At 68.8% G+C, this 20,627-nt stretch carries 18 protein-coding genes; 12 read left to right on the forward strand and 6 right to left on the reverse strand.

Annotated elements, in window-relative coordinates; translation table 11 throughout:
* The first annotated feature begins 28 nt into the window (after nt 1-28).
* From GobsT_RS04830 to GobsT_RS04840, 3 genes are all read left to right on the forward strand, one after another.
* The gene (locus GobsT_RS04830) at nt 29-1,003 is read left to right on the forward strand and encodes an AAA family ATPase (RefSeq protein ID WP_010049726.1); all 975 of its coding nucleotides are present in this window, start codon (nt 29-31) and stop codon (nt 1,001-1,003) included.
* Nucleotides 1,004-1,092: 89 nt separating this feature from the next.
* Nucleotides 1,093-2,412 carry a prolipoprotein diacylglyceryl transferase family protein gene (locus GobsT_RS04835; RefSeq protein ID WP_010049727.1) on the forward strand — a complete coding sequence of 440 codons (1,320 nt, stop codon included), beginning with the start codon at nt 1,093-1,095 and terminating at the stop codon, nt 2,410-2,412.
* Between the two features lie 35 nt (nt 2,413-2,447).
* Nucleotides 2,448-3,011 carry a translation initiation factor gene (locus GobsT_RS04840; RefSeq protein ID WP_010049730.1) on the forward strand — a complete coding sequence of 188 codons (564 nt, stop codon included), beginning with the start codon at nt 2,448-2,450 and terminating at the stop codon, nt 3,009-3,011.
* Nucleotides 3,012-3,363: 352 nt separating this feature from the next.
* On the opposite strand, the gene GobsT_RS04845 is transcribed toward GobsT_RS04840, so the two are convergent.
* Nucleotides 3,364-3,831 (reverse strand): cell division protein FtsH, encoded by a 468-nt coding sequence (locus tag GobsT_RS04845; RefSeq protein ID WP_162542178.1) that lies wholly within the window; start codon nt 3,829-3,831, stop codon nt 3,364-3,366.
* Nucleotides 3,832-3,962: 131 nt separating this feature from the next.
* On the opposite strand from GobsT_RS04845, the gene GobsT_RS04850 reads away from it, so the two are divergent.
* Together GobsT_RS04850 and GobsT_RS04855 are read left to right on the forward strand one after the other, a co-directional pair.
* Nucleotides 3,963-4,991: a 3-keto-disaccharide hydrolase gene (locus GobsT_RS04850; protein ID WP_033200232.1), complete on the forward strand. Its 1,029-nt coding sequence runs from the start codon at nt 3,963-3,965 to the stop codon at nt 4,989-4,991.
* A 292-nt stretch (nt 4,992-5,283) separates the two neighbouring features.
* Nucleotides 5,284-6,117 carry a DUF1559 family PulG-like putative transporter gene (locus tag GobsT_RS04855; protein WP_010052164.1) on the forward strand — a complete coding sequence of 278 codons (834 nt, stop codon included), beginning with the start codon at nt 5,284-5,286 and terminating at the stop codon, nt 6,115-6,117.
* A 305-nt stretch (nt 6,118-6,422) separates the two neighbouring features.
* On the opposite strand, the gene GobsT_RS04860 is transcribed toward GobsT_RS04855, so the two are convergent.
* Nucleotides 6,423-6,917, reverse strand: coding sequence for a pyridoxamine 5'-phosphate oxidase family protein (locus tag GobsT_RS04860; RefSeq protein ID WP_010049849.1), 495 nt, complete (start codon nt 6,915-6,917; stop codon nt 6,423-6,425).
* A gap of 232 nt (nt 6,918-7,149) precedes the next feature.
* Between GobsT_RS04860 and gatC the strand changes: the two genes are divergently transcribed.
* The 3 genes from gatC (at nt 7,150) to GobsT_RS39350 (ending at nt 9,995) form a co-directional block, all read left to right on the forward strand.
* A complete protein-coding gene (gene gatC, locus GobsT_RS04865) occupies nt 7,150-7,470 on the forward strand; it encodes an Asp-tRNA(Asn)/Glu-tRNA(Gln) amidotransferase subunit GatC (protein ID WP_010049848.1) in 321 nt (106 codons plus the stop codon).
* Between the two features lie 130 nt (nt 7,471-7,600).
* On the forward strand, nt 7,601-9,064 hold the full coding sequence (gene gatA, locus GobsT_RS04870; protein ID WP_010049846.1) for an Asp-tRNA(Asn)/Glu-tRNA(Gln) amidotransferase subunit GatA: 1,464 nt from the start codon (nt 7,601-7,603) through the stop codon (nt 9,062-9,064).
* 25 nt (nt 9,065-9,089) lie between these two features.
* Nucleotides 9,090-9,995: a hypothetical protein gene (locus GobsT_RS39350; RefSeq protein ID WP_010049843.1), complete on the forward strand. Its 906-nt coding sequence runs from the start codon at nt 9,090-9,092 to the stop codon at nt 9,993-9,995.
* Between the two features lie 290 nt (nt 9,996-10,285).
* Here GobsT_RS39350 and GobsT_RS04880 read toward each other — a convergent pair whose 3' ends face one another.
* The 4 genes from GobsT_RS04880 to GobsT_RS04895 form a co-directional block, all read right to left on the reverse strand.
* Nucleotides 10,286-11,491 (reverse strand): glycosyltransferase family 4 protein, encoded by a 1,206-nt coding sequence (locus GobsT_RS04880; RefSeq protein WP_109571270.1) that lies wholly within the window; start codon nt 11,489-11,491, stop codon nt 10,286-10,288.
* On the reverse strand, nt 11,488-12,141 hold the full coding sequence (locus tag GobsT_RS04885; protein ID WP_010053904.1) for an acyltransferase: 654 nt from the start codon (nt 12,139-12,141) through the stop codon (nt 11,488-11,490). Before GobsT_RS04885 ends, GobsT_RS04880 begins: the two co-directional genes overlap by 4 nt.
* Before the next feature lie 158 nt (nt 12,142-12,299).
* A complete protein-coding gene (locus tag GobsT_RS40385; RefSeq protein WP_010049017.1) occupies nt 12,300-13,421 on the reverse strand; it encodes a glycosyltransferase in 1,122 nt (373 codons plus the stop codon).
* The gene (locus GobsT_RS04895) at nt 13,418-14,797 is read right to left on the reverse strand and encodes an O-antigen ligase family protein (protein ID WP_010049015.1); all 1,380 of its coding nucleotides are present in this window, start codon (nt 14,795-14,797) and stop codon (nt 13,418-13,420) included. Before GobsT_RS04895 ends, GobsT_RS40385 begins: the two co-directional genes overlap by 4 nt.
* Before the next feature lie 140 nt (nt 14,798-14,937).
* On the opposite strand from GobsT_RS04895, the gene GobsT_RS04900 reads away from it, so the two are divergent.
* The 4 genes from GobsT_RS04900 to GobsT_RS04915 all read left to right on the forward strand — a co-directional run bounded on the left by GobsT_RS04900 (nt 14,938) and on the right by GobsT_RS04915 (nt 20,573).
* The gene (locus GobsT_RS04900; protein ID WP_109571269.1) at nt 14,938-17,562 is read left to right on the forward strand and encodes an RIFT barrel domain-containing protein; all 2,625 of its coding nucleotides are present in this window, start codon (nt 14,938-14,940) and stop codon (nt 17,560-17,562) included.
* Nucleotides 17,563-17,683: 121 nt separating this feature from the next.
* A complete protein-coding gene (locus GobsT_RS04905; RefSeq protein ID WP_010049009.1) occupies nt 17,684-18,967 on the forward strand; it encodes an L-lactate MFS transporter in 1,284 nt (427 codons plus the stop codon).
* Between the two features lie 48 nt (nt 18,968-19,015).
* Nucleotides 19,016-19,393, forward strand: coding sequence for a DUF3307 domain-containing protein (locus tag GobsT_RS04910; RefSeq protein ID WP_010049007.1), 378 nt, complete (start codon nt 19,016-19,018; stop codon nt 19,391-19,393).
* A 1-nt stretch (nt 19,394) separates the two neighbouring features.
* Complete coding sequence (locus GobsT_RS04915) at nt 19,395-20,573, forward strand: ABC exporter membrane fusion protein (RefSeq protein ID WP_081471951.1); 1,179 nt, start codon at nt 19,395-19,397, stop codon at nt 20,571-20,573.
* The last annotated feature ends 54 nt before the right edge of the window (nt 20,574-20,627 follow it).

The following is a 20,627-nucleotide window of genomic DNA, read 5'->3' on the forward strand; positions in this document are numbered from 1 at the left end:
AGGAGCCGGGTGGGTTCTTGAGGAAATTATGACCGACCCGGCGACCATCGAGAAGCTGCGCCCGAAGCTCGACCCGTTCTACCGAACGGTGGAGAGCGTGCTCATCGGCCAGCGCAAGCTGGTGGACGCGCTGCTCATCGGGCTGCTCACCGACGGCCACGTGCTGCTCGAGGGCGTCCCGGGGCTCGCCAAGACGCTCGCGGTGCGGACCGTGGCGAGCGCGCTGGACCTGAAGTTCAGCCGCATCCAGTTCACCCCCGACCTGCTCCCGGCGGACGTGATCGGCACCCAGATCTACAACCCGCGCACGGGCGAGTTCACCGTCAAGCAGGGGCCGGTGTTCGCGAACGTCGTGCTGGCCGACGAGATCAACCGCGCCCCCGCGAAGGTGCAGAGCGCGCTGCTCGAGGCGATGGCCGAGCGGCAGGTCACCATCGGCGAGAGCACGCTGCGGGTGCCGCGGCCGTTCTTCGTGCTCGCGACCCAGAACCCCATCGAGCAGGAGGGCACGTACCCGCTGCCCGAGGCCCAGGTGGACCGGTTCATGCTGAAGGTGGTCATCGACTACCCGAGCCGGGCCGACGAGCTGGCGGTTCTGGACCGGATGGGCGGGCTGGGCGCCAGCGCCGACGTCGCCCCGGCCCTCGCCGCGGCGGACCTGGAGGAGTTGCGGCAGGCGGCGGACTCGGTATACGTCGACCCGAAGGTGAAGGGGTACCTGCTCGACGTGATCCGCGCGACCCGCAAGCCGGCGGATTACGGCCTCGACATGGCCGGGCTCATCCAGCTCGGGGCCAGCACGCGGGCCGCCATCTCGCTGCTCCGGGCGGCGAAGGCGCACGCGTTCCTGGTGGGCCGCGGGTACGTCACCCCCGAGGACGTGAAGATGGTCACGCCGGACGTGCTGCGGCACCGGCTGGTGATCTCGTTCGAGGCGGAGGCCGAGGACCTGCGGCCCGAAGCGCTCGTGAAGCAGGTGCTGGACCGGTTGCCGGTGCCGTAGCCGGCGCGGCGCCCCGGCCGAGCGGGGGCGGGTTCGGTGGTGCCCGCGCCCACCCGGGCGCGGGAGAAGTGCGCCTTCAGGGAACGCTAATGAAGCAGGTGCTGTTCGAGATCGCCGGCATCCCGATGTACGGGTTCGGGGCGATGCTGTTCGTGTGCTTCGTCGCGGTCACCGTTTGGGGATCGCGGCGGGCCAAGCGCACCGCCGACATGCCGCCCGAGCGGTTCCAGGACATGGTGATCTGGCTGTTCGTGGCCGGCATCCTGGGGGCGCGCACGCTGTACATGATCCAGTACTCGCACCACTTCCCGGACCACAGCCCGCTGGGGCTCGTGAAGGCGTTCTTCAAGATCTGGGAGGGCGGGATCATCTTCTACGGCTCCGCGCTGGGCGGGGTCATCGGGTACGCGCTCTTCTACCAGTTCGTGCTCCGCAAGCTGCACGTGTCCGGGTGGCGGCTCGCGGACGCGGTCGCGCCGCTGCTGGCGCTGGGGCTGGCGGTGGGGCGCATCGGGTGCTACCTGAACGGGTGCTGCTGGGGCCAGGTGGCGTGCGAGGAGTGCCGCCCGGTGCCGCTCGGCGCCGCCCACTTCCCGCTCTTGCCGGCCCACGCCCGCCAGCTGCTCGTCCGCGAGCAGCTGCTCCAAACCACCACCGGGTTCACGCTCGCGCCGCGCGCCCTCGGGCTGAACGACGACCCGCGGGCGGTCGTGGCGCGGGTGGAGGCGGGCTCGGCGGCCGACAAGGCCGGGGTGAAGCCCGGCGACCGCGTCACCGGCGTGAACGACGAGCCGAACTACATCGTGCTCGACCTGAGCGGCGACGACGACAAGGTGCGGGCGTACGCGGAGGCGCTGCGCGACAAGGGCGGCCAGCTCGCCACCACCCCGGACGGCAAGTCGCGGGTGCGGTTCTCGGAGTACGACACCTACGTGAGCGCCCGCCGCCTCGTGCCCGAGCCCGCGGACGTGACCCCGTTCGTTCGCGACAACCTCGAACTCCTCGTGGCCGAGTGGCCCCGCGGGAAGTCGGAACTCACCCTCACCGTGGACCGGGGGGCCGAGCGGCAAACGCTGCCGACGTTCGCGCCGGCGACGATCGGGCTGTACCCGACGCAGCTCTACGAGACGGTGAGCATGGTGCTGCTCATCCTCCTGCTGCTCGCGTACTACCCGTACCGGCGGCACGACGGGCAACTGATGGTGCTGCTGATGCTGGGCTACGCGGTCCACCGGTTCATCAACGAGTCGCTGCGGATCGAGCCGAACGTCGGCAGCGGGCTGACGCTCTCGCAGTGGGGCAGCGTGGTGATCGGCGGCGCCGCCGTCCTGATCGAGGTCTACCTGCGGCTCACGATGCCGTCGCCGCCGGAGCCGCTGACCCTGGTGAACGCCCCGGACCGCCGGTAACAGGTTTGCCGCCCCGCTCATCGAGAAGCGACCGTATGGCGAAAGTGTCTTTCCGAACCGCGCTGTTCGTGTGCGCCGACGGCGCGCGGGCCGGGGCCGCGGTCGCGGCCTTCGACGCGGCGGCCGCCCGCCTCGGGATGCCGTGGCGCGGGGCCGCGACCCCGCCCCCCGCCCTCGCCGGCGTCGAGGTGGTCGTGCCGCTCGACGGCGCCGCTCCCGACGGCTGGACGGGCCGCGTCGAGAAGTGGAACGGCGCGCTCGCGCCGGACGCCGCGGCGGCGGGCCTGATCGCGCGGCTCCTGGGCGGAACCGACCAGGAGCCGAAGCCGAAGCCCGCCCCCCCGCCGCCGCCGAAGAAGGTTCACACGGTGAAGCTGAGCCGCGAGACGGCCGGCCGGAAGGGCAAGGGCGTGACGGTGGTGTCCGAACTGCCGCTGACCGAGGACGCGCTGAAGGAGCTGGCGACGAAGCTGAAGAACGCGTGCGGCACCGGCGGCACCGCGAAGGACGGGCGCATCGAGATCCAGGGCGACCACCGCGACAAGCTGCAACAGGAGCTGGAAAAGCTCGGGTACAAGGTGAAACGCGCCGGCGGATAAAACAGGAAGAATGTTAGCCACAAAAACGCACAAAGGGCACAAAAGAAAACCGAAGAAGAAAAGGCAGCTTGGCCACAAAAACGCACAAAGGGCACAAAAGAAAACCGAAGAAGAAAAGGCAGCTTGGCCACAAAAACGCACAAAGGGCACAAAAGAAAACCGAAGAAGAAAACAACAGAGTGTGTTTAAAACACTGCTCTGGTTTTGCTCTTCGGTTTCCTTTTGTGCCCTTTGTGCGTTTTTGTGGCCAACACTCTTCTTTGCCTTCGTCTGTGGTTTCCTTTTGTGCCCTTTGTGCGTTTTTGTGGCTAACACTCTTCGGCCTTCTGCTTCCTTTTGCGGCCGTAGCTCTTCATTCTTCCTTCGTGGCCAACTCGAACAAGTGCCGGGCGGCGCGGCCGCTGATCTCGCCGTGCTTCAGCAGTTCCGCCACGATCAGCTCCACCGCCTTCCAGTTCCCGTCGTCCGCGAGCATGTACTCGACCTTGTCGAGCATCCGCTGCTCGTACCGCTCCACCTGCCGGTCCGACTTCCGCTCCAGGGCGAGCCGCCGCACGAACCGCAGATCCTGCGCGGCCGCGTCCATCTCGTAGGTGCCCGTGCGGCGGGCCTCCGCGGCCAGGCCGCCGAGCGCGATGAGGATCTCGCGCTCCACCCAGTCGTCGGTGGGCCTGGCCGCGCCCTTCGTGAAGCGCACCTCGCCCAGCCGCTCGCGGTTGGGGAGCACGGTCACCTTGTGGATGGTCCGGCCCAGCGCCAGCGCGATCACCGCGTGCCCGGCCTCGTGGTAGGCGGTCACTTCGTCGTGCGTCGGTTCCATGAGCACCACTTTATCCCGACCGGCCGCGTGACGGAAGTTGGGCGCGACACCCATTGACGCGCCGGCCGCGGTCGCGAGAATTGGCGTGCCGCCCGTGCGGCCCCCGCCCCGATCCCTCTCAGGTGCAGTTCATGCTACGCTCGCTCCTCGCCGGCCTGCTCGCCACGGGCCTCGTCGTTACGGCCGGCTCTCCGGACTCGACGGCTCAGGACAAGAAGGACCCGCCCAAGAAGAAGACCCGCATCGCCATCAACGAGCCGAAAGAGGCGGTGAAAGACCCCGACTTCGCCGTCCAGGGCGAGTATGAGGGGACGATCCCCAACGGCGGCGGCGTTGGCGTCCAGGTGATCGCGAAAGGCGACGGGGCGTTCGCTGTCAAGATGTTTGTGGGCGGGTTGCCCGGGGCGGGTTGGGACGGCAAGTCCGTTCTCGCCGGCACCGCCGAAACGAAGAACGGTAAGACGGTCGCGACCCTGAAAACCGGCGACAAGACGGTGACGGCCGTCATCGGCGAGGGCACGTTCGCCGTTGACGGAAGCGGGAGCAGTGGCGTGCTCAAGAAGGTGGAGCGCAAGTCGAAGACGCTGGGCGAGAAGGCGCCGGCCGGGGCCGTCGTGCTGTTCGGCGGCGAGGGCGACGAGAAGAACTGGAACGGCGGGAAGCTGGTCACGCTCTCGGACGGCAAGTTCCTCGACGTGGGCGTAACGAGCAAGCAGAAGTTCGGCGCGTTCAAGGCGCACGTCGAGTTCCGGCTGCCGTGGATGCCGAACAGCACCGGCCAGGGCCGCGGGAACAGCGGGGTGTACTTCCAGAACCGGTACGAGTGCCAGGTGCTCGACAGCTTCGGGCTCGCGGGCGAGAACAACGAGTGCGGCGGCATCTACACGCAGCACAAGCCGCTGGTGAACATGTGCCTGCCGCCGCTGGTATGGCAGACCTACGACATCGAGTTCACCCCGGCCGTGTTCGGCGACGGGAAGAAGACCAAGAACGGCCGCGCCACCGTGTACCACAACGGGGTGAAGATCCACGACGACATCGAGTTCCCGAAGGAGTGCCCGGGCGGCCAGAAGGAAACGGCCGAGCCGGGGCCGTTCCAGTTCCAGAACCACGGCGACCCGGTCGTGTTCCGCAACGTGTGGGTGGTCGAGGTGAAGTGACCCCGGCGGGGCCGTGCCCCGTTGGGTGGCTGTTGGTTTGAAGCGTGGCCCGCTCGCGGAGCGAGCGGGTGCGCAGCCGTGTCAGATGCCTCGGTTGCGTTATCCGGCCCATGAGGTACTGGGGGCACTACCCAGGCTGGGTGCGAAGTCACTCGTTCACGGCAGGTTCGGTCGCGTCTGTTTCTTGTTGCACAGACATTTCCATGATGCCATAACGTGAACGCGGCGCTGGTGCCGGCTGCCGACAACGGGTAGCCGCCTGCGGCCGATTCAGCCGGGCCAGGAGAAGGCCGTGAAACGATTCGGATTTACGCTGATCGAGGCGCTGGTGGTGATCGCCATCCTCGCCGTACTGATTGGGCTCCTCCTTCCCGCCGTCCAAAAAGTCCGGGCCGCCGCAACCCGCCACAAGAGCGTTAACAACCTGCGGCAAATCGCTCTGGGCCTGCACAACGCCGCGTCCGATCACGACTCCCGGCTGCCCTCCTTGCGCCCGACGGCCGGGAGCGTTAACCCGTTGTCTGATTCGATCTTCGACTTTCTGCTCCCCTACGTCGAGCAGAACAACTTGTACGCCAACCGGTCGGCGCTACCGTTCGCTTACGCGTGCAGAATCTACCAGAGCCCGGCGGACCCGACCCTGGCGGACGAGGGCTACCGCACGGTTACGGTGACGAGCTACCCGGTTAACGCCTGGGTGTTCGACGGGATGCCGTCGCTCAAGTCCTCGATCCCCGATGGGACCTCCTCAACCGTGATGATCGGCGAACGGTACGGCGTCTGTGGGTCCACGTTGATCATGTACACGGAAACGGACGCCCACGCGTTCACGCACCGCGCGTCCATCGCGGACGGCGGCCCCGTTGGAGGGGGCCATAACCTCGGGGACGTTTATCCGATCACCCGCGGGTCGCCCCCGGAGACAGTCGGAAGTGAGCCCCTGTGGACATTCCAGGCGGCGCCGCGCCCGGGGTATTGCGATCCCGCGCTGGCTCAGACGCCGCACCACAGCGGGATGCTCGCCACGATGGCGGACGGGAGCGTCCGAACGATCTCCCCGAGCGTTTCGCCGACGGCTTACTGGGCGATGGTTACTCCGGCCGGCGGCGAGGTTGTAGCCGAGTAAGGGTGCGTTTCGAAATCGCCCGGTGCGAGCGGGTCACTTCTTGTTCGCGGGCGGCACCGGGGCACGCACCGACTTGCGCCACCCGTCACCTTGGACGCCGGACGGGTGCGTGTCCCTGTGGTAGCTACGGAGCTGCGCGAGCGGTTGGCTTCTCGGGCGTCGTGCCGCCCGAGAAGCCAACCGCTCGCGGTGATTGTGGTGGCGGGAACGTCCGGCCGTGCCGGGGTCGGAGAACCCGGGTGCGGAAACACCCGACCTACCGGTTCCCCGTTCGGCCGCGCCGGGAACGCAAGGCGCATTCCCTGCTACAGCGAGACCTTGCCGTGGACCTTCGGATCGCTGCCCACCTCGGGGCGCGAGCCGGTGATGAGCGCCCGGCCGGCTTCGATCAGGTACTTCACCCCGCTGGTGCCGCTGTTGTCCCAGTACTCACCGGTCTTGCCGTCCACGCGGAGCAGCACGATGTTGGGGTCGTCCTTGCCGCCCGGGAACCACACCTTCCACTCCACCTTCCAGAGCTGCGCGACCTTCGCGCGGTCCTCGACCGGGGCCGCGGTTCCGCTCAGCGAGACGAACTTGGTGCGCGACTGCATCGTCACGACGACGTGCCCGTCCCGCGCGAGTTCGTCCATTTTTCCGGAGTGCCGGTCGGTGGCGAACCAGAGCGTCCCGTCCGGTTCGACCTCGGCGAGGGCCATCGGGCGGCCGTGCAACTGGCCGTCCGCGGCACGGGTGACCAGCATTGCGAGGCCGAACTCTTCGAGCAGTTCCCGGAGCTTGTTGTCGGGTGTGGTGGCCATAACGAGTGCCCGTGTGGAATCCCCGCCGCGACGGCGGATAGGGTGAGATGTGGCAACGCAAATCGCGGGCCGCGCCGGTGCGAGGTGTCTTCTCTCCCCCCCTTCCCTCTTCCGAACGCCCCGCGAAGTGCCGCGAGCGCGGCGCCGAAACGCGCTGTCGGTTCTCGGGGGGCTTACGTCCCCCGCTCCCCTAACTAAGATGACACGGCACGCTCACCCCGGACGCCAACCGATGTCCCTTTCTCTTGAACAAGTTGCGAAGGTCGCGAAGCTGGCGCGGCTCGAGATGTCCGACGCGGACCTCGCGCGGATGCAGCAGCAGCTCTCCGCCATCCTCGACTACATCGACCAGCTCAACCAACTGAACACCGACGGCGTCGAGCCGCTCGCGCACCCGCTGCCGGTGCAGAACGTGTTCCGGCCGGACACGCCGGTGCCGTCGCTGCCCGCGGCGGCGGCGCTCCAGAACGCCCCCAGCAAGATACTGGACAAGGACTCCGGATACTTCGGCGTGCCCGCGGTGTTCGACACCGACGAGCCCGTCAGCCACTGATTCGGGTCGGAAGTCACAAAGTCGAAAGTCGTAAAGTCGAAGGCACTCGGCGTTACGGTCTTCGACTTTGTCGCGTTCGACGTTACGACATCAAACGTTACGCCCTCGGTTTCGACCTCCCGGAACAGCCATGTCCCTCATCGAGAAGACCGCGACCGAGCTGCTCGCCCTCCAGAGCGCGGGGAAGGCCAGCGCGCTCGAGATCGCCGACGCGTTCCTCGCGTCCGCCGCGGCGCGCGAGCCGAAGCTCAAGTCCTTCACCCTGCCGCCGGACGCCGACGCCGTGCGCGCCGCCGCGAAGGCCGTCGACGCGAAGCGGGCCAAGGGCGAGCCGCTGGGCCGCCTCGCCGGCGTGCCCGTGGCCGTGAAGGACGTGCTCTGCACCAAGGGCGTCCGCACCACCTGCTCCAGCAAGATGCTGGCGAACTTCGTCCCGCCCTACGACGCCGACGCGGTCGAGCGGCTCAAGGGGGCGGACGCGGTCGTGTTCGGCAAGACGAACATGGACGAGTTCGCGATGGGCTCGTCCACCGAGAACAGCGCGTTCCAGGCCACCCGCAACCCGTGGGACGTGGAGCGCATCCCCGGCGGCTCGTCGGGCGGCAGCGCCGCCGTGGTCGCCGGGTGCCAGGCCCCGCTCTCGCTCGGGACCGACACCGGCGGCTCGATCCGCCAGCCGGCGGCGCTGTGCGGCATCGTCGGGCTGAAGCCCACCTACGGGCGCGTGTCGCGGTACGGGCTGATCGCGTTCGCCAGCTCGCTCGACCAGGTCGGGCCGTTCACGCACGACGTGACCGACTGCGCGCTGATGATGGAGGCCATCGCCGGCCACGACGCGCGCGACAGCACGAGCGTCGCGGAGCCGGTGCCGCACTACACCCGGACCGTCAACGACCCCGTGAAGGGGCTCCGGATCGGGGTGCCGAAGGAGTTCTTCGGCCAGGGGCTCGACCCGGAGGTGGAGGCGGCCGTCCGCGGCGCGCTGAAGGAGTACGAAAAGCTCGGCGCGACGCTCGTGGACGTGTCGCTGCCGCACAGCCCGTACGCGCTGGCGGCGTACTACATCGTCGCCCCGGCGGAGGCGTCGAGCAACCTCGCGCGGTTCGACGGGATGCACTACGGGCACCGCACCGCGACCAAGGGCGACCTGATCGCCACCTACTCCAAGTCGCGCGGCGAGGGGTTCGGGCCGGAGGTGCAGCGCCGCATCATCCTCGGCACCTACGTGCTGTCGAGCGGGTACAAGGACGCCTACTACCTGAAGGCGCTGAAGGTGCGCCGGCTCGTGAAGAAGGACTTCGACGAGGCGTTCAAGACCTGCGACGTGGTGATGGGGCCGACCACCCCGACCGCGGCGTTCAAGGCGGGCGAGAAGTCGGACGACCCGCTGGCGCTGTACCTGTCGGACGTGTACACGGTGTCGTGCAACCTGGCGGGCATCCCGGGGCTGAGCATGCCGTGCGGGTTCACGCAGGCCGGGCTCCCGATCGGGCTGCAACTGCTCGGCGCCCCGTTCGAGGAGGAGAAGCTCCTGCGGGTCGCGCGGATGTACGAGGCCGCGACCGCGTGGCACACCCGCCGCCCGGTGGTGTGAAGCCGGCGCCCTTCCGAGTTTTGCTATGGACGAGACAGAGTGGTTGACCTGTGCCGAGCCGGCCGCGATGTTGGACCGACTCGGCCCTCAGGTTAGTGTCCGCAAGCTCCGGCTGTTCGGGGCCGCCTGTTGCCGACGAGCGGAAGGTGCCAGCCAGGGGGCTCTCGTCAAACGTGGGATCGACCTCGCCTATCGACTCGCCGACGGGCCAGACATCGGGGAGGACCTCTCCCGCTTTCAGAGCGACCTCCTGTTCGAGGCGTTCTCCGGTGACGGCGAAGGCTGGCGGACGCGAGCGAATATGGCCCGCTGGCACATGGCCCTGGCCGTCTTCAACGCCCTCCAGGACAGTGACCGGTTTGTCGCAGGCGAGCGGCGACCGGTTTTCGAAGGCTATCTACAGGAGCATCACGATGACATACTCCACTTCGCCTTGTCCGCGGCCCGGACGGAAGCGGGGCCGGGAGGCAACCCTGTTTTCGACCGCCCGGACATCTGCGGCCCGGACCTGACCCGTGTGTGGATCGAGGCCGCCCAAGCAATCGCCTACCACTCGCAACCGGACGACCGGCCGCGCTTAACCCTGATCCAGGAGTTAACCGCGTCGGAGGGCCGCCAGCGGTTGCGAGACTGGGAGACCGCGGTAGAAGTTGGCCGCCAATTCGAGGCAAAGCAACAGACCGTCCTCGTCCGTGACATCTTCGGCAACCCGTTCCGTCCCGTAAGATTTGACATGGGTTGGCTCACCGGCGCTGCCGTCAGCTTGGCCGATGCGATCTACCGGGGGCAGGCGTTTGAACGCCTCCCGGTTCTGGCCGACGCGCTGGAAGCATCGGGCTGTGACGACCCCAGCATCCTGGCTCACTGCCGAAGTGGCGCCCCACACGTCCGCGGGTGCTGGGCCGTGGACTTGGTGCTCGGGAGAAGGTAACCCGCGGTACGAACCCGGAGCGGGGCTGATACACGAACCGGCTGTTGGTGTCCGTTTTGGTTTTTGTCTTTGTGGCACAGACATTCCTGTCTGTGCGGCGCGATAAGCGCTGCACAGACAGGAATGTCTGTGCCACAAGAAATAGACATAACTAGCCGGACCGTGAATGAGGACTACGGGTCAGAAGCCGTCAGGTCAGCAAGTCATAAAGTCACGAGGCTTCGCCCTACTGAATTTGTGACGTTACGACTTTCGACGAGCGGACTTCTGACGGAAGTCCTTATCTTCCGTTACCGCTTTACCAGTCCCGCAACCACTTCCGCCGCCTTGCGGCCGATCTGCGGCCAGTCGTAGGTCGCACGGGCCAGCTCCCGCGCCCGGTCCGCCATCCTGGCACCTTCCACCGCGTCGGCAAGTAGTTTCGCGGTCGCGTCGGCGAACGCCGGCCGTTCGGCGAGCACGAAGTGCGTCCCGGGTTCGGCGGCGATCCCTTCCGCGCCGACGGCCGTGCTGACGACCGGCAGCCCGGCGGCGAACGCTTCGAGGATCTTCAGCCGCGTACCGCCGCCGGCGTCGAGCGGCACCGCCAGTGCCGACGCACGCAACAGGTACGGCTTCACGTCCGGCACGCCGCCGGTCACTTCGATCCCCGGCGAGCCGTTGAGCGCGAGCAGATCCGCGGGCGGGTCGCGGCCGACGACGGCGAGAACCGCGTCCGGGACGCGGGCGCGCAGCGCGGGCAGCACGTCGCGCGCGAGGAACCGCGCCGCCGCCGCGTTCGGCCCCCAGGACATCGTCCCCAGGAACATCACCACCGGCGGGCCGCCGCGCCCGGTCGGGAGGTCCGCCAGCGCGGAGCAATCGACGCCGTTCGGAACGGTGTGAACGGCTTTCGCCCCGAGCGCGCGAAAGTGCCCGGCCTCGGTGTCGGACACCGCGAAGAGCGCGTCGCACTCCCGGGCCGCACGGCGCTCGGCGCGGTCGATCCGCTTCGCCTCGCCCTGAAGGAACGCGCCCTTCAGAGGGCTGGTTTGTTCCTCGGCGGTGCGGCGCACGAGCAGCGAGTAGACGTTGTGCAGGTCGATGACGGCGGGCACGGCCGGCGCCGCGGCGCGGTACAGGAGCCCGTCGAGGTGGTCGAGGTACAGCACGTCCGGCGGCGCCGTCTTGAGTTCGTGCTCCCACACGCGGGCGGCTTCGGCCCATGCGTGCCGCCGGTACATCACGTATGGTTCGGCTTTCAGAGCGGCGCCGAGCAGGCGCTTCGCTTCGGACCACTTCGATCGCGCCGGCACGGCCGCCGGGCGCACGGCGATCCCGGCCTTCTGAAGCGCCTCGACGCTGGCGGCCTGGTCCGGACCGACCGGGCACACCAGCCGGAAGTCGGTGGCGGCGGCGAGCGCCTTCATCAGGTGAAAGCTGCGGATGTGGCCGCCGGAGTTGAGCGGCCACGGCGGCTCACTGGTGGCCGCCAGTACGCGGGGCTTCGCGGTCACGCCTCGCCCTCCGCCGGGGCCTCGAACCGCTTGCGGATCACCTTGGCCGGCACGCCCGCCGCGATCACGTTGTCGGGCAGCGGTTTCGTCACGACCGAGCCGGCCGCGACCACCGTCCCCTTCCCCACATCGGCGAGAACGATCGCCCCGCTCCCCACCCACGCCCCTGCCCCGACGGTCACGAGCTTGCGCTCGCCGCCCTGCTCGCGGATCGGCTTGGTGGGGTCGTCGAAGTAGTGCGTCATTCCCCCCGAGGGGATCTGCACGTTGGCGGCGAGCAGCACGTCGCGTTCCAGGTGAACCAGCCCCAGGGTACACCGCGGGCCGACGTACACGTTCTCATCGAGCATCGCGCCCGGCTGCGAGAAGAAGGTGCCGAACTCGACGCACACCGACGGGTGGCAGCGGGCGAGCACCCGTTCGAGGAACGCCCGCCGGAGGTACTGCCCGGTCAGCCCCGGCCAGAGCGAGAGGAGCTGCGAGCGGGACTCGAGCGCCGGCCCGCGCCCGCGGACCGCGGCGCTGAGCCAGAACGACGCCAGCACCGGCGACACGCCCACGAGTGCCGCGAGCCGGGCCGCCCCTTTCGCGGCGCGCTTGAGCGGGGACGGGGCGGCCGAAGGCGGAACGTGGATGACCGGCGAACTCATGGTGCGGTTGTGTTCTGGAGGCTGAGCGCGAACGGTGAAGGTGGCACAGGGCTCCCGCCCTGCGCTACGCCCGCCTCGCAACAAGTTGAAAGGCAAAAGTGCAAAGGCAAAAGGGAAAGCCGAAAGCGCCCTCACTTTTGCCTTGACACTTTTGCCTTTCAACTTGTTGCGAGCCGGGCGTACAGCTTGTAGTACTCGTCAACGGTCCGGGCCAGTTGGTAGCGCTCCACCGCCCGGGCGCGGCCGTTGGCACCCAGCCGGGCCGCGAAGTCGGGCGCGCGGAACAGGCGGCGGATCGCGTCCGCACAGCCGGCGGCGTCGCCGCGCGGGAACAACAACCCCTCTTGCTCGTGCCGCACGATCTCCGGGTTGCCCCCGACGGCGGTCACGACGGCCGGCAGCGCGCTCGCCATCGCTTCGAGCAGGGTCAGCGACGCCGCCTCGCTCAGGGAGGTCAGCGCGAACGCGTCGGCGGCCCGCATCAGGTCGGGGATGTCGGTGCGGATGCCCAGGAACCGCACGCGGTCCGGGACGCGCAGCTCCACCGCCAGGGCCTCCAGCTCGTTCCGGAGCGGCCCGTCCCCGACCATCAGGAGATCGACCCCCGGCAGGTCCGGGACGGCCGCCGCGAACCCGCGGATCAGCGTCTTCTGGTCCTTCACCGGGTGGTGCCGGGCGACGTGGATCAGGTACCGGCGCTCGGGCTCCAGCCCGACCTCTTCCTTCGCCACGTCCTTGTCCGCGGGCGGGCCGTACCGGTCCACCTCGATGCCGTTCTCGATGACCGCGATCCGGGCGCCGGCGAACCCGTCGGTGCGGCACAGCCCGCGCGCGCTGAACGCGCAGCACGCCGTCACGGCGTCGGCGAGGTGGTCGAGCGCGAGCCGGTTCACGGCGCGGCGGAGCGGCGACACGCGGTCCGGGTAGTGGCGGCCGTGCTCGGTGAGGATCAGCTTCGGCCGGAACCCGCACAGCGGCTTCGCCAGCGCGGAGTAGAAGAACGGCGTGTACTGGTGGGCGTGAACCACCTCGACGCCCCGCTCTCGGATCGCCGCGGCGATGCGCTGACTCACGCGCCAGTCGCGCCCCGGCTTGCGGTGGAAGCACACGAGGTCGACGCCCTCGGCCAACAGTTCCTCGCCGATGCGGCCGACCGCGTCGAGGCAGAAGACGGTCGGCCGGATGCGGCCCCCGAGCCGGCGGATCGTCTCGCGGACGAGCACCTCCGCGCCGGCCACCTGCATCACGTGGACGACGAACGCGACCCGAACGGGGCTCACGACGGCACCGCCACGGGCCGCGAGACGGCCGGGTACGGGTACGGCATCGTGAGCGGCGGCAGCCCGGACGGGGCGGGGTTCAGCTTCGCCGCCACCGCCCGGGTGATGGCGTGCAACTGCACCGCCATCAGCACGCAGATGTACGGCATCTCGAAGTGTTCGAGCGACAGGAACAGCGCCCCGAAGCAGAACAGGACCAGCGCGCACTCCAGCCCGGCGGCCAGCGACTTGATCTTGAGCGTCTCGGGGTCGGTGTACGGCCGCAGTGCCCGCCGCGTCTGCCAGAGCCCGACGAACGCCGACGCCAGCAGCCCGACGTACAGCGCGAGCGCCACCCAGCCGCTGTCCGCGGCGGTCTGGAGGTACTGGCTGTGGATCGTGCGGCCCTCCATGTCGGCCCCGTACTGGAACGTGTACAGGTTCGAGTTGCGGATCCCCATCCCGAACAGCGGGTTCTCGTTCGCCATCTGGATCGCGATGCCCCACGTCACCTTGCGGGAGTTGGCGCTCTCGTCCATCCCGTGGTTGCTGATCGAGAAGAACCGCTCCTGGATCTCCTTGCCGGCCATCGCCACCACGAGGCAGGCCCCGATGGCGTAAATCACCCCGACGAACCGCTTGTTCCGCGCCCGCATGAACATCGGCACGGCGGTCACGCACAGCGACAGCATGGCCCCGCGCGAGAACGACAGCAGCACCGCGTGCAGCAGGATCGGGATCACCGCCAGGTACGCCCACCGCCACCACCGGGCGCTGGCCTCCCACGCGAAGAAGCACAGCGGCACCGCCATCGCGAAGATGAGCGCGGCCCCGTTGTTGTCCAGCCCGCCGTACCCGCGGGTGGCCAGCATCAGCCACCCCGCGGAGAAGTAGAAGAAGTTGATCTCGTAGGCGATGTACACCGCGCACGCCAGCACGACGAAGTACAGGGTCCACAGCTCGCGGACCGTGCGGAGCACCAGCGTGGCGCACAGGAACATCGCGAAGATCTTGACGTACTCGAGGAAGTACGGCCAGGACACGTCCGGGTGCCGCGCGGTGACGTAGGTGAGGCTGATCCACGCGGTGAACGCGAGGAACAGCACGTGGCTGCGGGTCAGCTTCGGGTTGCCGTACCAGGGCGGGGTGGACGCGGCGAACGGGGTCCACAGCTTGAGCCGCCACAGCACGGTGACGGCGAGCGTGACCACCGCGACCGGGAACGACCAGTTCTCCTCCGAGAGGCGGAGCCCGGAGTACTCCACCCAGTCCCAGATCGCCTGCGGCCGGAGCACGGCGTACATGTAGTAAACGGCGATGCCGTACACCGGGGACAGCACGACCGTGCCGGCCGTCCCCAGGAACATTGTCACCGCCATGAACACCAGTTGCTTCATTCGCTCCGTCCTGACTCGCCGCCGGCCTCGCAACTATCCTAGTACCGCCAACCGCTACCACCCGGATTACGGGCGCGTGTTGTACCATCTTTCATAGCACACTGGAAAGCCCACCCCGGATCTCGAAAGGGCGCAACACCTTGGAACCGATCGCCGTCGATTTGAACGTCGTCTGTCCGCCGGCGGGCCGCGGGCCGGTGACCACCGGTATCCCGTTCCCGAAGGGCGCCCTTCCGGACGCCGCGAAGCTGCAACTCCGCGACGCCGCCGGGGCGGCCGTCCGGCTCCAGTCGCGCGCAACCGACTTCTGGCCCGACGGTTCGGTGCGGTGGGTGCTGCTCGACTGGATCGCGGAAGCCGGAAAGGCGCCGTACCGCGCCACCGTCGGCGAACCGCTCGCGGTCGAAGGGCCGGCTGTGGCGGTCGAGGAGCGGGACGGCGGGATAGAGGTGCGGACCGGCACGCTTTCTCTTGACTTGCACGCTGAGGGCGTGTTCACGTTCGCTCCGCGGTTCGGCGCGGCGCCTGCGCTCGTGCCCGGGGCGGTCCCGTTCGTCGCCTGCGGCAACGGGGCGTCGTGCGTACCGTTCATCCGCTCGGCCAAAGCCGAGACGGCCGGACCGCTGCGCGGGGCGGTGCTCCTGCGCGGCGCCGCCGTGCCCGCGCAGAAGGGGATGCCGGTTGCGGAGTTTGACGCCCGGCTGCACTTCTCCGCCGGCTCGTCCGTGGTGCGAATCGAAATCACGCTGCGCAACCCGCGGCGCGCCCAACACCCCGGCGGGCTGTGGGATCTGGGTGACCCCGGCTCGATTCACCTCAAGGACGTGTCACTTCGGCTCGAATTACTCACAGGTGAAAAAGCCCTCGTCCGCGGATCGCCCGAATTCGGCGCACCGGTGGAGCAATTCGCCGCCCCGTTCGAGTTGTACCAGGATTCGAGCGGCGGCGAGAACTGGCGCAGCACCAACCACATCAACCGCAAGCACGAAGTCCCCGTGTCGTTTCGCGGTTACCGGCTGAAGTCGGGCGAGCAGGAGCGCACCGGGCTCCGCGCCACCCCCCTCGTCACGCTCGGTGAAGGTGCGAGCGCGGTCGGGATTGCGGTCCCGCAGTTCTGGCAGAACTTCCCGATGGCAATCGAGGCCACGAACGAAGCGCTTACGCTCCGGTTGCTGCCGCAACAGTTCGGGGATGTTCACGAGCTTCAGGGCGGCGAGCAGAAGACGTGGACGTTCGCGGTCGCGTTCGGGCCGGACGCCACGCCGGAAGCGCTCGAATGGTTCCGCCAGCCCGCGCGGGCGTTCGCCTCTCCCGAGTGGTACTGCGCGAGCGGCGCGGTTCCGTACCTCACGCCGAAGGCCGCCGACCCGAACGCCGATTACCTGAAGCTCGTGGACTCGGCCATTGAGGGGCCGGACAACTTCGACGCGAAGCGCGAGAAGATCGACGAGTACGGCTGGCGGCACTTCGGCGACATCTACGGCGACCACGAGGCCGTTTACGGCACCGATGCGCGGCCCGTCGTGTCGCATTACAACAACCAGTACGACCCGGTCGCCGGGTTCGCGTACCAGTTCTTACGCAGCGGGCGCCTCGACTGGCTGCGCCACATGGAGGAGCTGGCGCAGCACGTCATCGACATCGACATCTACCACACCACGCAGGACAAGTCCGCGTACAGCGGCGGGCTGTTCTGGCACACCTACCACTACGCCGACGCCGACACCGGCACGCACCGCTCGTACCCGCGGGCGCTGCTCCAGATGTCGCACATGCCGGGGCTCGACCCGAACAGCCCGCAGGCGCGGCGGTCGAAGGGGCTGTACGCACGGGGCGGCGGCCCGGCCGACGAGCACAACTACACCACCGGCCTGATGCTGCACTACTTCCTCACCGGTCGCGCGCAGTCGCGGGAGGCGGCGCTGGGGCTCGCGCGGTGGGTGATCGACATGGACGACGGCCGCAAGACCGTGTTCCGGTTCCTGTCGCGGGCGGACACGGGGCTCGCGAGCCAGAGCCGCGACGACGGCTACCACGGCCCGGGGCGCGGGTCCGGCAACTCGCTCGCGGCCCTCATCGACGGGCACCGGTTGAGCGGTGACGCCGCGTTCCTGGCGAAGGCCGAACAACTGGTCCGGCGGTGCATTCACCCCAACGACAACATCGCACGCCGCAACCTGTTGGACGTGGAGAACCGCTGGTTCTACACGATCTTCCTGTACTCGCTCGGCAAGTACCTGGATTACAAGGCGGGCCGCGGCGAACTCGACCGCATGTACGCCTACGCCCGCGCGAGCCTGCTCCACTACGCCCGGTGGATGGCGGACCACGAGGTGCCGACGCTGTCGCGGCCCGAGATTCTGGAGTACCCGAACGAGACGTGGGCGGCGCAGGACGTGCGCAAGAGCGAGGTGTTCAAGTTCGCCGCGAAGCACGCGACCGGCCCCGAGAAGGCGCGGTTCCTGGAGCGGTCCGAGTTCTTCTTCCGCGACTCGGTGTCGCGCCTGACGGGGTTCGAGTCGCGCACGCTGGCGCGGCCCGTCGTGCTGCTGCTCACGTTCGGGCAGATGCACGCGCACTTCCAGAAGCACCCCGACGAAGCCGCACCGCCCCCGAAGGAGGACGTGCGCGAGTTCGGGGCGCCGGAAGTGTTCGTGCCGCAAAAGGCGATCGCCAAGAAGCGGGCCAAGTTGCTCGCGGTCGCCGGGGCCGCGGCCGGGTCGGTGAGCGTGCTGGCACTGGTCGCGTGGCTCGTGCTGCGCTGAGTGCGGCCGGCGCGGTGCGGAATCGCCGCGCGCCCGCTCGGTTCGTAATCTTTCGCTTGCTTTCTTCACCCCGCTCCGGTCTTCTTGGCGACTCGACTTCTTTCTCCCGGGGGCGTTTCGCATGTCGGTTCCGGCGCGGGCGTGGGCGGTGACGGCCGCCGGTACGGCCGTCAACCTGTGCCTCGGCATCCTCTACGGTTGGAGCGTGTGGAAGGCCGCGCTCGTGCCGAAAGACAAGGCGCTGTACGGGCAGCCCATGACCGGCACCAACGCCGGGTGGACGTACCTCTCCAACTCCGAAGGGAACCTGGCCTACGCGGTGTGCGGGGTGACGTTCGCGCTGTTCATGATCCCCGGCGGGCGCCTCCAGGACCGCTACGGCGCGAAGCTCGGCGCCACCCTCGGCGGGCTGTTCCTCGCGCTCGGGTGCGTCGTCGCGGGCGTGCTGAAGAGCTTCGAGGGGCTGGTGCTCGGGTTCGGGGTGCTCGGCGGCATCGGGATGGGGCTGGGGTACGCCGCCGCCACGCCCGCCGCGGTGAAGTGGTTCCACAGCAGCCGGCGCGGGCTGATCGTCGGGCTGGTGGTCGCGGGGTACGGCGCCGCCGCGGTGTACATTTCGCCGCTCGCGGACTATCTCATCACGGCCCACGGCCTCACGGGCAGCTTCGTGGGGCTGGGCGTGCTGTTCGCGGTGGTGGTGGTCGTCGCCGGGCAGTTGCTCGCGCCGCCGCCCGCGGGGTACGTGGCGCCCGGGCCGGCGCAAGCGGCCGCGGCGCCGGCGGCGCCCCGGGGGGCCGATTTCGGCGCGAAGCAAATGCTCGCGACGTGGCAGTTTTACCTGCTGGTCTTCCTGTTCGTGGGCTCCGCGCAGTCGGGGCTGCTGGTGATCGCCAACGCGAAGTCGTTCCTCAACGACGCGGCCGAAGGGGGGAGCTTCTTCGCACGCAACGGGTGGGTGCTCGTCACCTTCATCGGCGTGGTGAACGCCCTCGGGCGCGTCGGGACCGGACAATACTCGGACCGGGTCGGGCGGCTGAACGCGTACGCGCTCAACGGGGCCGTGTCCGCGGTGTGTCTGCTCGCGACCCCGTGGGTGATTGCGGAGAAGAACGTCGCGTTCCTGTTCGTGGTGATCGGGGTGATGGCGTGGCAGTACGGCGGCACCCTCGCGGTGCTCCCGGCGGTCACGGCCGATTACTACGGCGCGAAGAACCTGGGCCTGAATTACGGGTTGGTGTTCACGGGGTGGGGCATCGCGTTCTTCGTGCCGCAGCTCGCCAGCGCGATCAAGGACGCCACCGACCGCTGGGACGGGGCGTTCTACCTGTCGGCCGGGCTGCTGGTAGCGGCTGTACTGGTGAGCCGCATAATCCGTAAGCCGGTTTCGGTCGCGCCCGCGGCCTGAGAACCTGGGTAACGTGCTACAATTGGGCACCCGCCGGGGCCAACGTCTATGTTGTTCGCGCTGCTGTTCTTCCTGATCGCGTCGCACGCGCTCATGGACTACTCGTTGCAGAACGACACCATGGCTTCGTGCAAGTGTCGCCAGAGCACGCACCAGGTCGCGGTGTACGTGCCGTGGTACTACTGGCTCACCTCGCACGCGATGCTGCACGGGGTCGGGGTCGGGGTCGTGTTCCGGTGGATGGGGTTCGACTGGAACGTGGTCGCCGCGGTGGCCGTCGCCGAAACCGCGATCCACTGGGTCACCGACTACGGCAAGTGCGCGAAGTGGTACTCGCTCCACGCGGACCAGGCGATTCACATCACCTGCAAGCTCGTGTGGTGGGCGCTGGTGGCGGCCGAAGTCGTCAAGCCGGTCGGGGCGTAACATGCGGTCCTCACGCCGGGCCGGGCGCACGGTCTCAATGCTCCTGATCGGGTTGACGGCGCTCGCGGCCGGGGCCGCCGGCGGGTACTTCCTTTCCGGCCGCGCGCGCCAACCGGCTTCGTCGTCCGACGCACCGGGCGGTCCCGCGAACTCGGACCGCGTGACCGCGCTCGGACGGCTCCAGCCCGAAGGCGGCGTGGTTCCCGTTTACGGTCCGCCGGGCGACCGGATCGCGAAGTTGTACCCGGTCGCGGTCGGTCAGCCGCTAAACGTCAACGCGCCGATCGCCGAACTCGCGAGCCGCCGGGACCGGTTACAGGAAGTGCAAGTCGCGAGAACGCAACTCGACGAGGCGACCGCGGCGCACGCCGCCGCGAAGCGGGCGGGTGAGAAGAAGATCGCCGCCGCCGGGGCCGAGCTGAACCAGGCGAAGGCGAACAAGGTCAGCGATCTGGCCGCGCTGGACGCGAAGTTGAAGGCCGTGGAGCTTCAATCGCAGACCGCCGCGAAGCAGGTCGATCGGCTCCGGAGCTTGAAAACCGCCCCGGAAGACCTGGAGCGCGTCGAACTGCTCAAGGCCCAGGCCGATGCCGAGTTGTCCGCGACGCGCGCGACGCGCGACAAGACGCAGACCACTTACGAGGAAACCGAGAAGGCCGCACAGGCCCGCATCGCGGCCGCGAAGGCGGAGCTGGACGAGGCGCTCGCCCGCACCCCGATCAAGTCGTCGGCGGAGAAGGTGCAGCTCGCGGAGCAGCTCGCCGAACTCACGATTCTCAAGGCGCCCGTGTCCGGGGTCGTGCTGAAGGTGAGCGGGCGCGAAGGGATGCCGACCGGCACCGAACCGATTTTGCAGCTCGCCGACCTGACCAAAATGACCGCGGTGGCCGAGGTGTACGAGAGCGACGTGGCGCGGCTCGCGGGCTGGGTCCGCGGCGGGCCGGTGTCCGCCGAGGTGACCAACCCGGCGCTCCCGAAGCCGCTGGCGGGTGCGGTGCGATCGGAGGCCGACGTCACGCGCATGATCGCGCGCAACCAGGTGTTCGCGATGGGGCCGCGCGAGGACGCCGACCGGCGCGTGGTGGAGGTGGTCGTTCACCTCGACGCCGCGAGCAGCGCGGACGCCGGGCGGTTCGTGGGGCTTCAGGTGACGGTCGCGTTCGCCCCTCCGGGGCGCTAACCGCTCCCGCGCGCGGGCCTCTCGCGCGACCGATGCGGCGTGGCTTCGGTGCGT

It is taken from the genome of Gemmata obscuriglobus (assembly GCF_008065095.1).
Classification (GTDB): domain Bacteria; phylum Planctomycetota; class Planctomycetia; order Gemmatales; family Gemmataceae; genus Gemmata; species Gemmata obscuriglobus.

Excerpts from the sequence above, each read along its gene's own strand:
- GobsT_RS04860 (WP_010049849.1), bottom strand. The coding sequence starts at position 6,917 with ATGGCCACCACACCCGACAACAAGCTCCGGGAACTGCTCGAAGAGTTC.
- GobsT_RS04840 (WP_010049730.1), top strand. The coding sequence starts at position 2,448 with ATGGCGAAAGTGTCTTTCCGAACCGCGCTGTTCGTGTGCGCCGACGGC.
- GobsT_RS04915 (WP_081471951.1), top strand. The coding sequence starts at position 19,395 with ATGCGGTCCTCACGCCGGGCCGGGCGCACGGTCTCAATGCTCCTGATC.
- gatC (WP_010049848.1), top strand. The coding sequence starts at position 7,150 with ATGTCCCTTTCTCTTGAACAAGTTGCGAAGGTCGCGAAGCTGGCGCGG.
- GobsT_RS04905 (WP_010049009.1), top strand. The coding sequence starts at position 17,684 with ATGTCGGTTCCGGCGCGGGCGTGGGCGGTGACGGCCGCCGGTACGGCC.
- GobsT_RS04845 (WP_162542178.1), bottom strand. The coding sequence starts at position 3,831 with ATGGAACCGACGCACGACGAAGTGACCGCCTACCACGAGGCCGGGCAC.
- GobsT_RS04835 (WP_010049727.1), top strand. The coding sequence starts at position 1,093 with ATGAAGCAGGTGCTGTTCGAGATCGCCGGCATCCCGATGTACGGGTTC.
- GobsT_RS04830 (WP_010049726.1), top strand. The coding sequence starts at position 29 with ATGACCGACCCGGCGACCATCGAGAAGCTGCGCCCGAAGCTCGACCCG.
- GobsT_RS04895 (WP_010049015.1), bottom strand. The coding sequence starts at position 14,797 with ATGAAGCAACTGGTGTTCATGGCGGTGACAATGTTCCTGGGGACGGCC.
- GobsT_RS04850 (WP_033200232.1), top strand. The coding sequence starts at position 3,963 with ATGCTACGCTCGCTCCTCGCCGGCCTGCTCGCCACGGGCCTCGTCGTT.
- GobsT_RS39350 (WP_010049843.1), top strand. The coding sequence starts at position 9,090 with ATGGACGAGACAGAGTGGTTGACCTGTGCCGAGCCGGCCGCGATGTTG.
- gatA (WP_010049846.1), top strand. The coding sequence starts at position 7,601 with ATGTCCCTCATCGAGAAGACCGCGACCGAGCTGCTCGCCCTCCAGAGC.
- GobsT_RS04910 (WP_010049007.1), top strand. The coding sequence starts at position 19,016 with ATGTTGTTCGCGCTGCTGTTCTTCCTGATCGCGTCGCACGCGCTCATG.
- GobsT_RS04885 (WP_010053904.1), bottom strand. The coding sequence starts at position 12,141 with ATGAGTTCGCCGGTCATCCACGTTCCGCCTTCGGCCGCCCCGTCCCCG.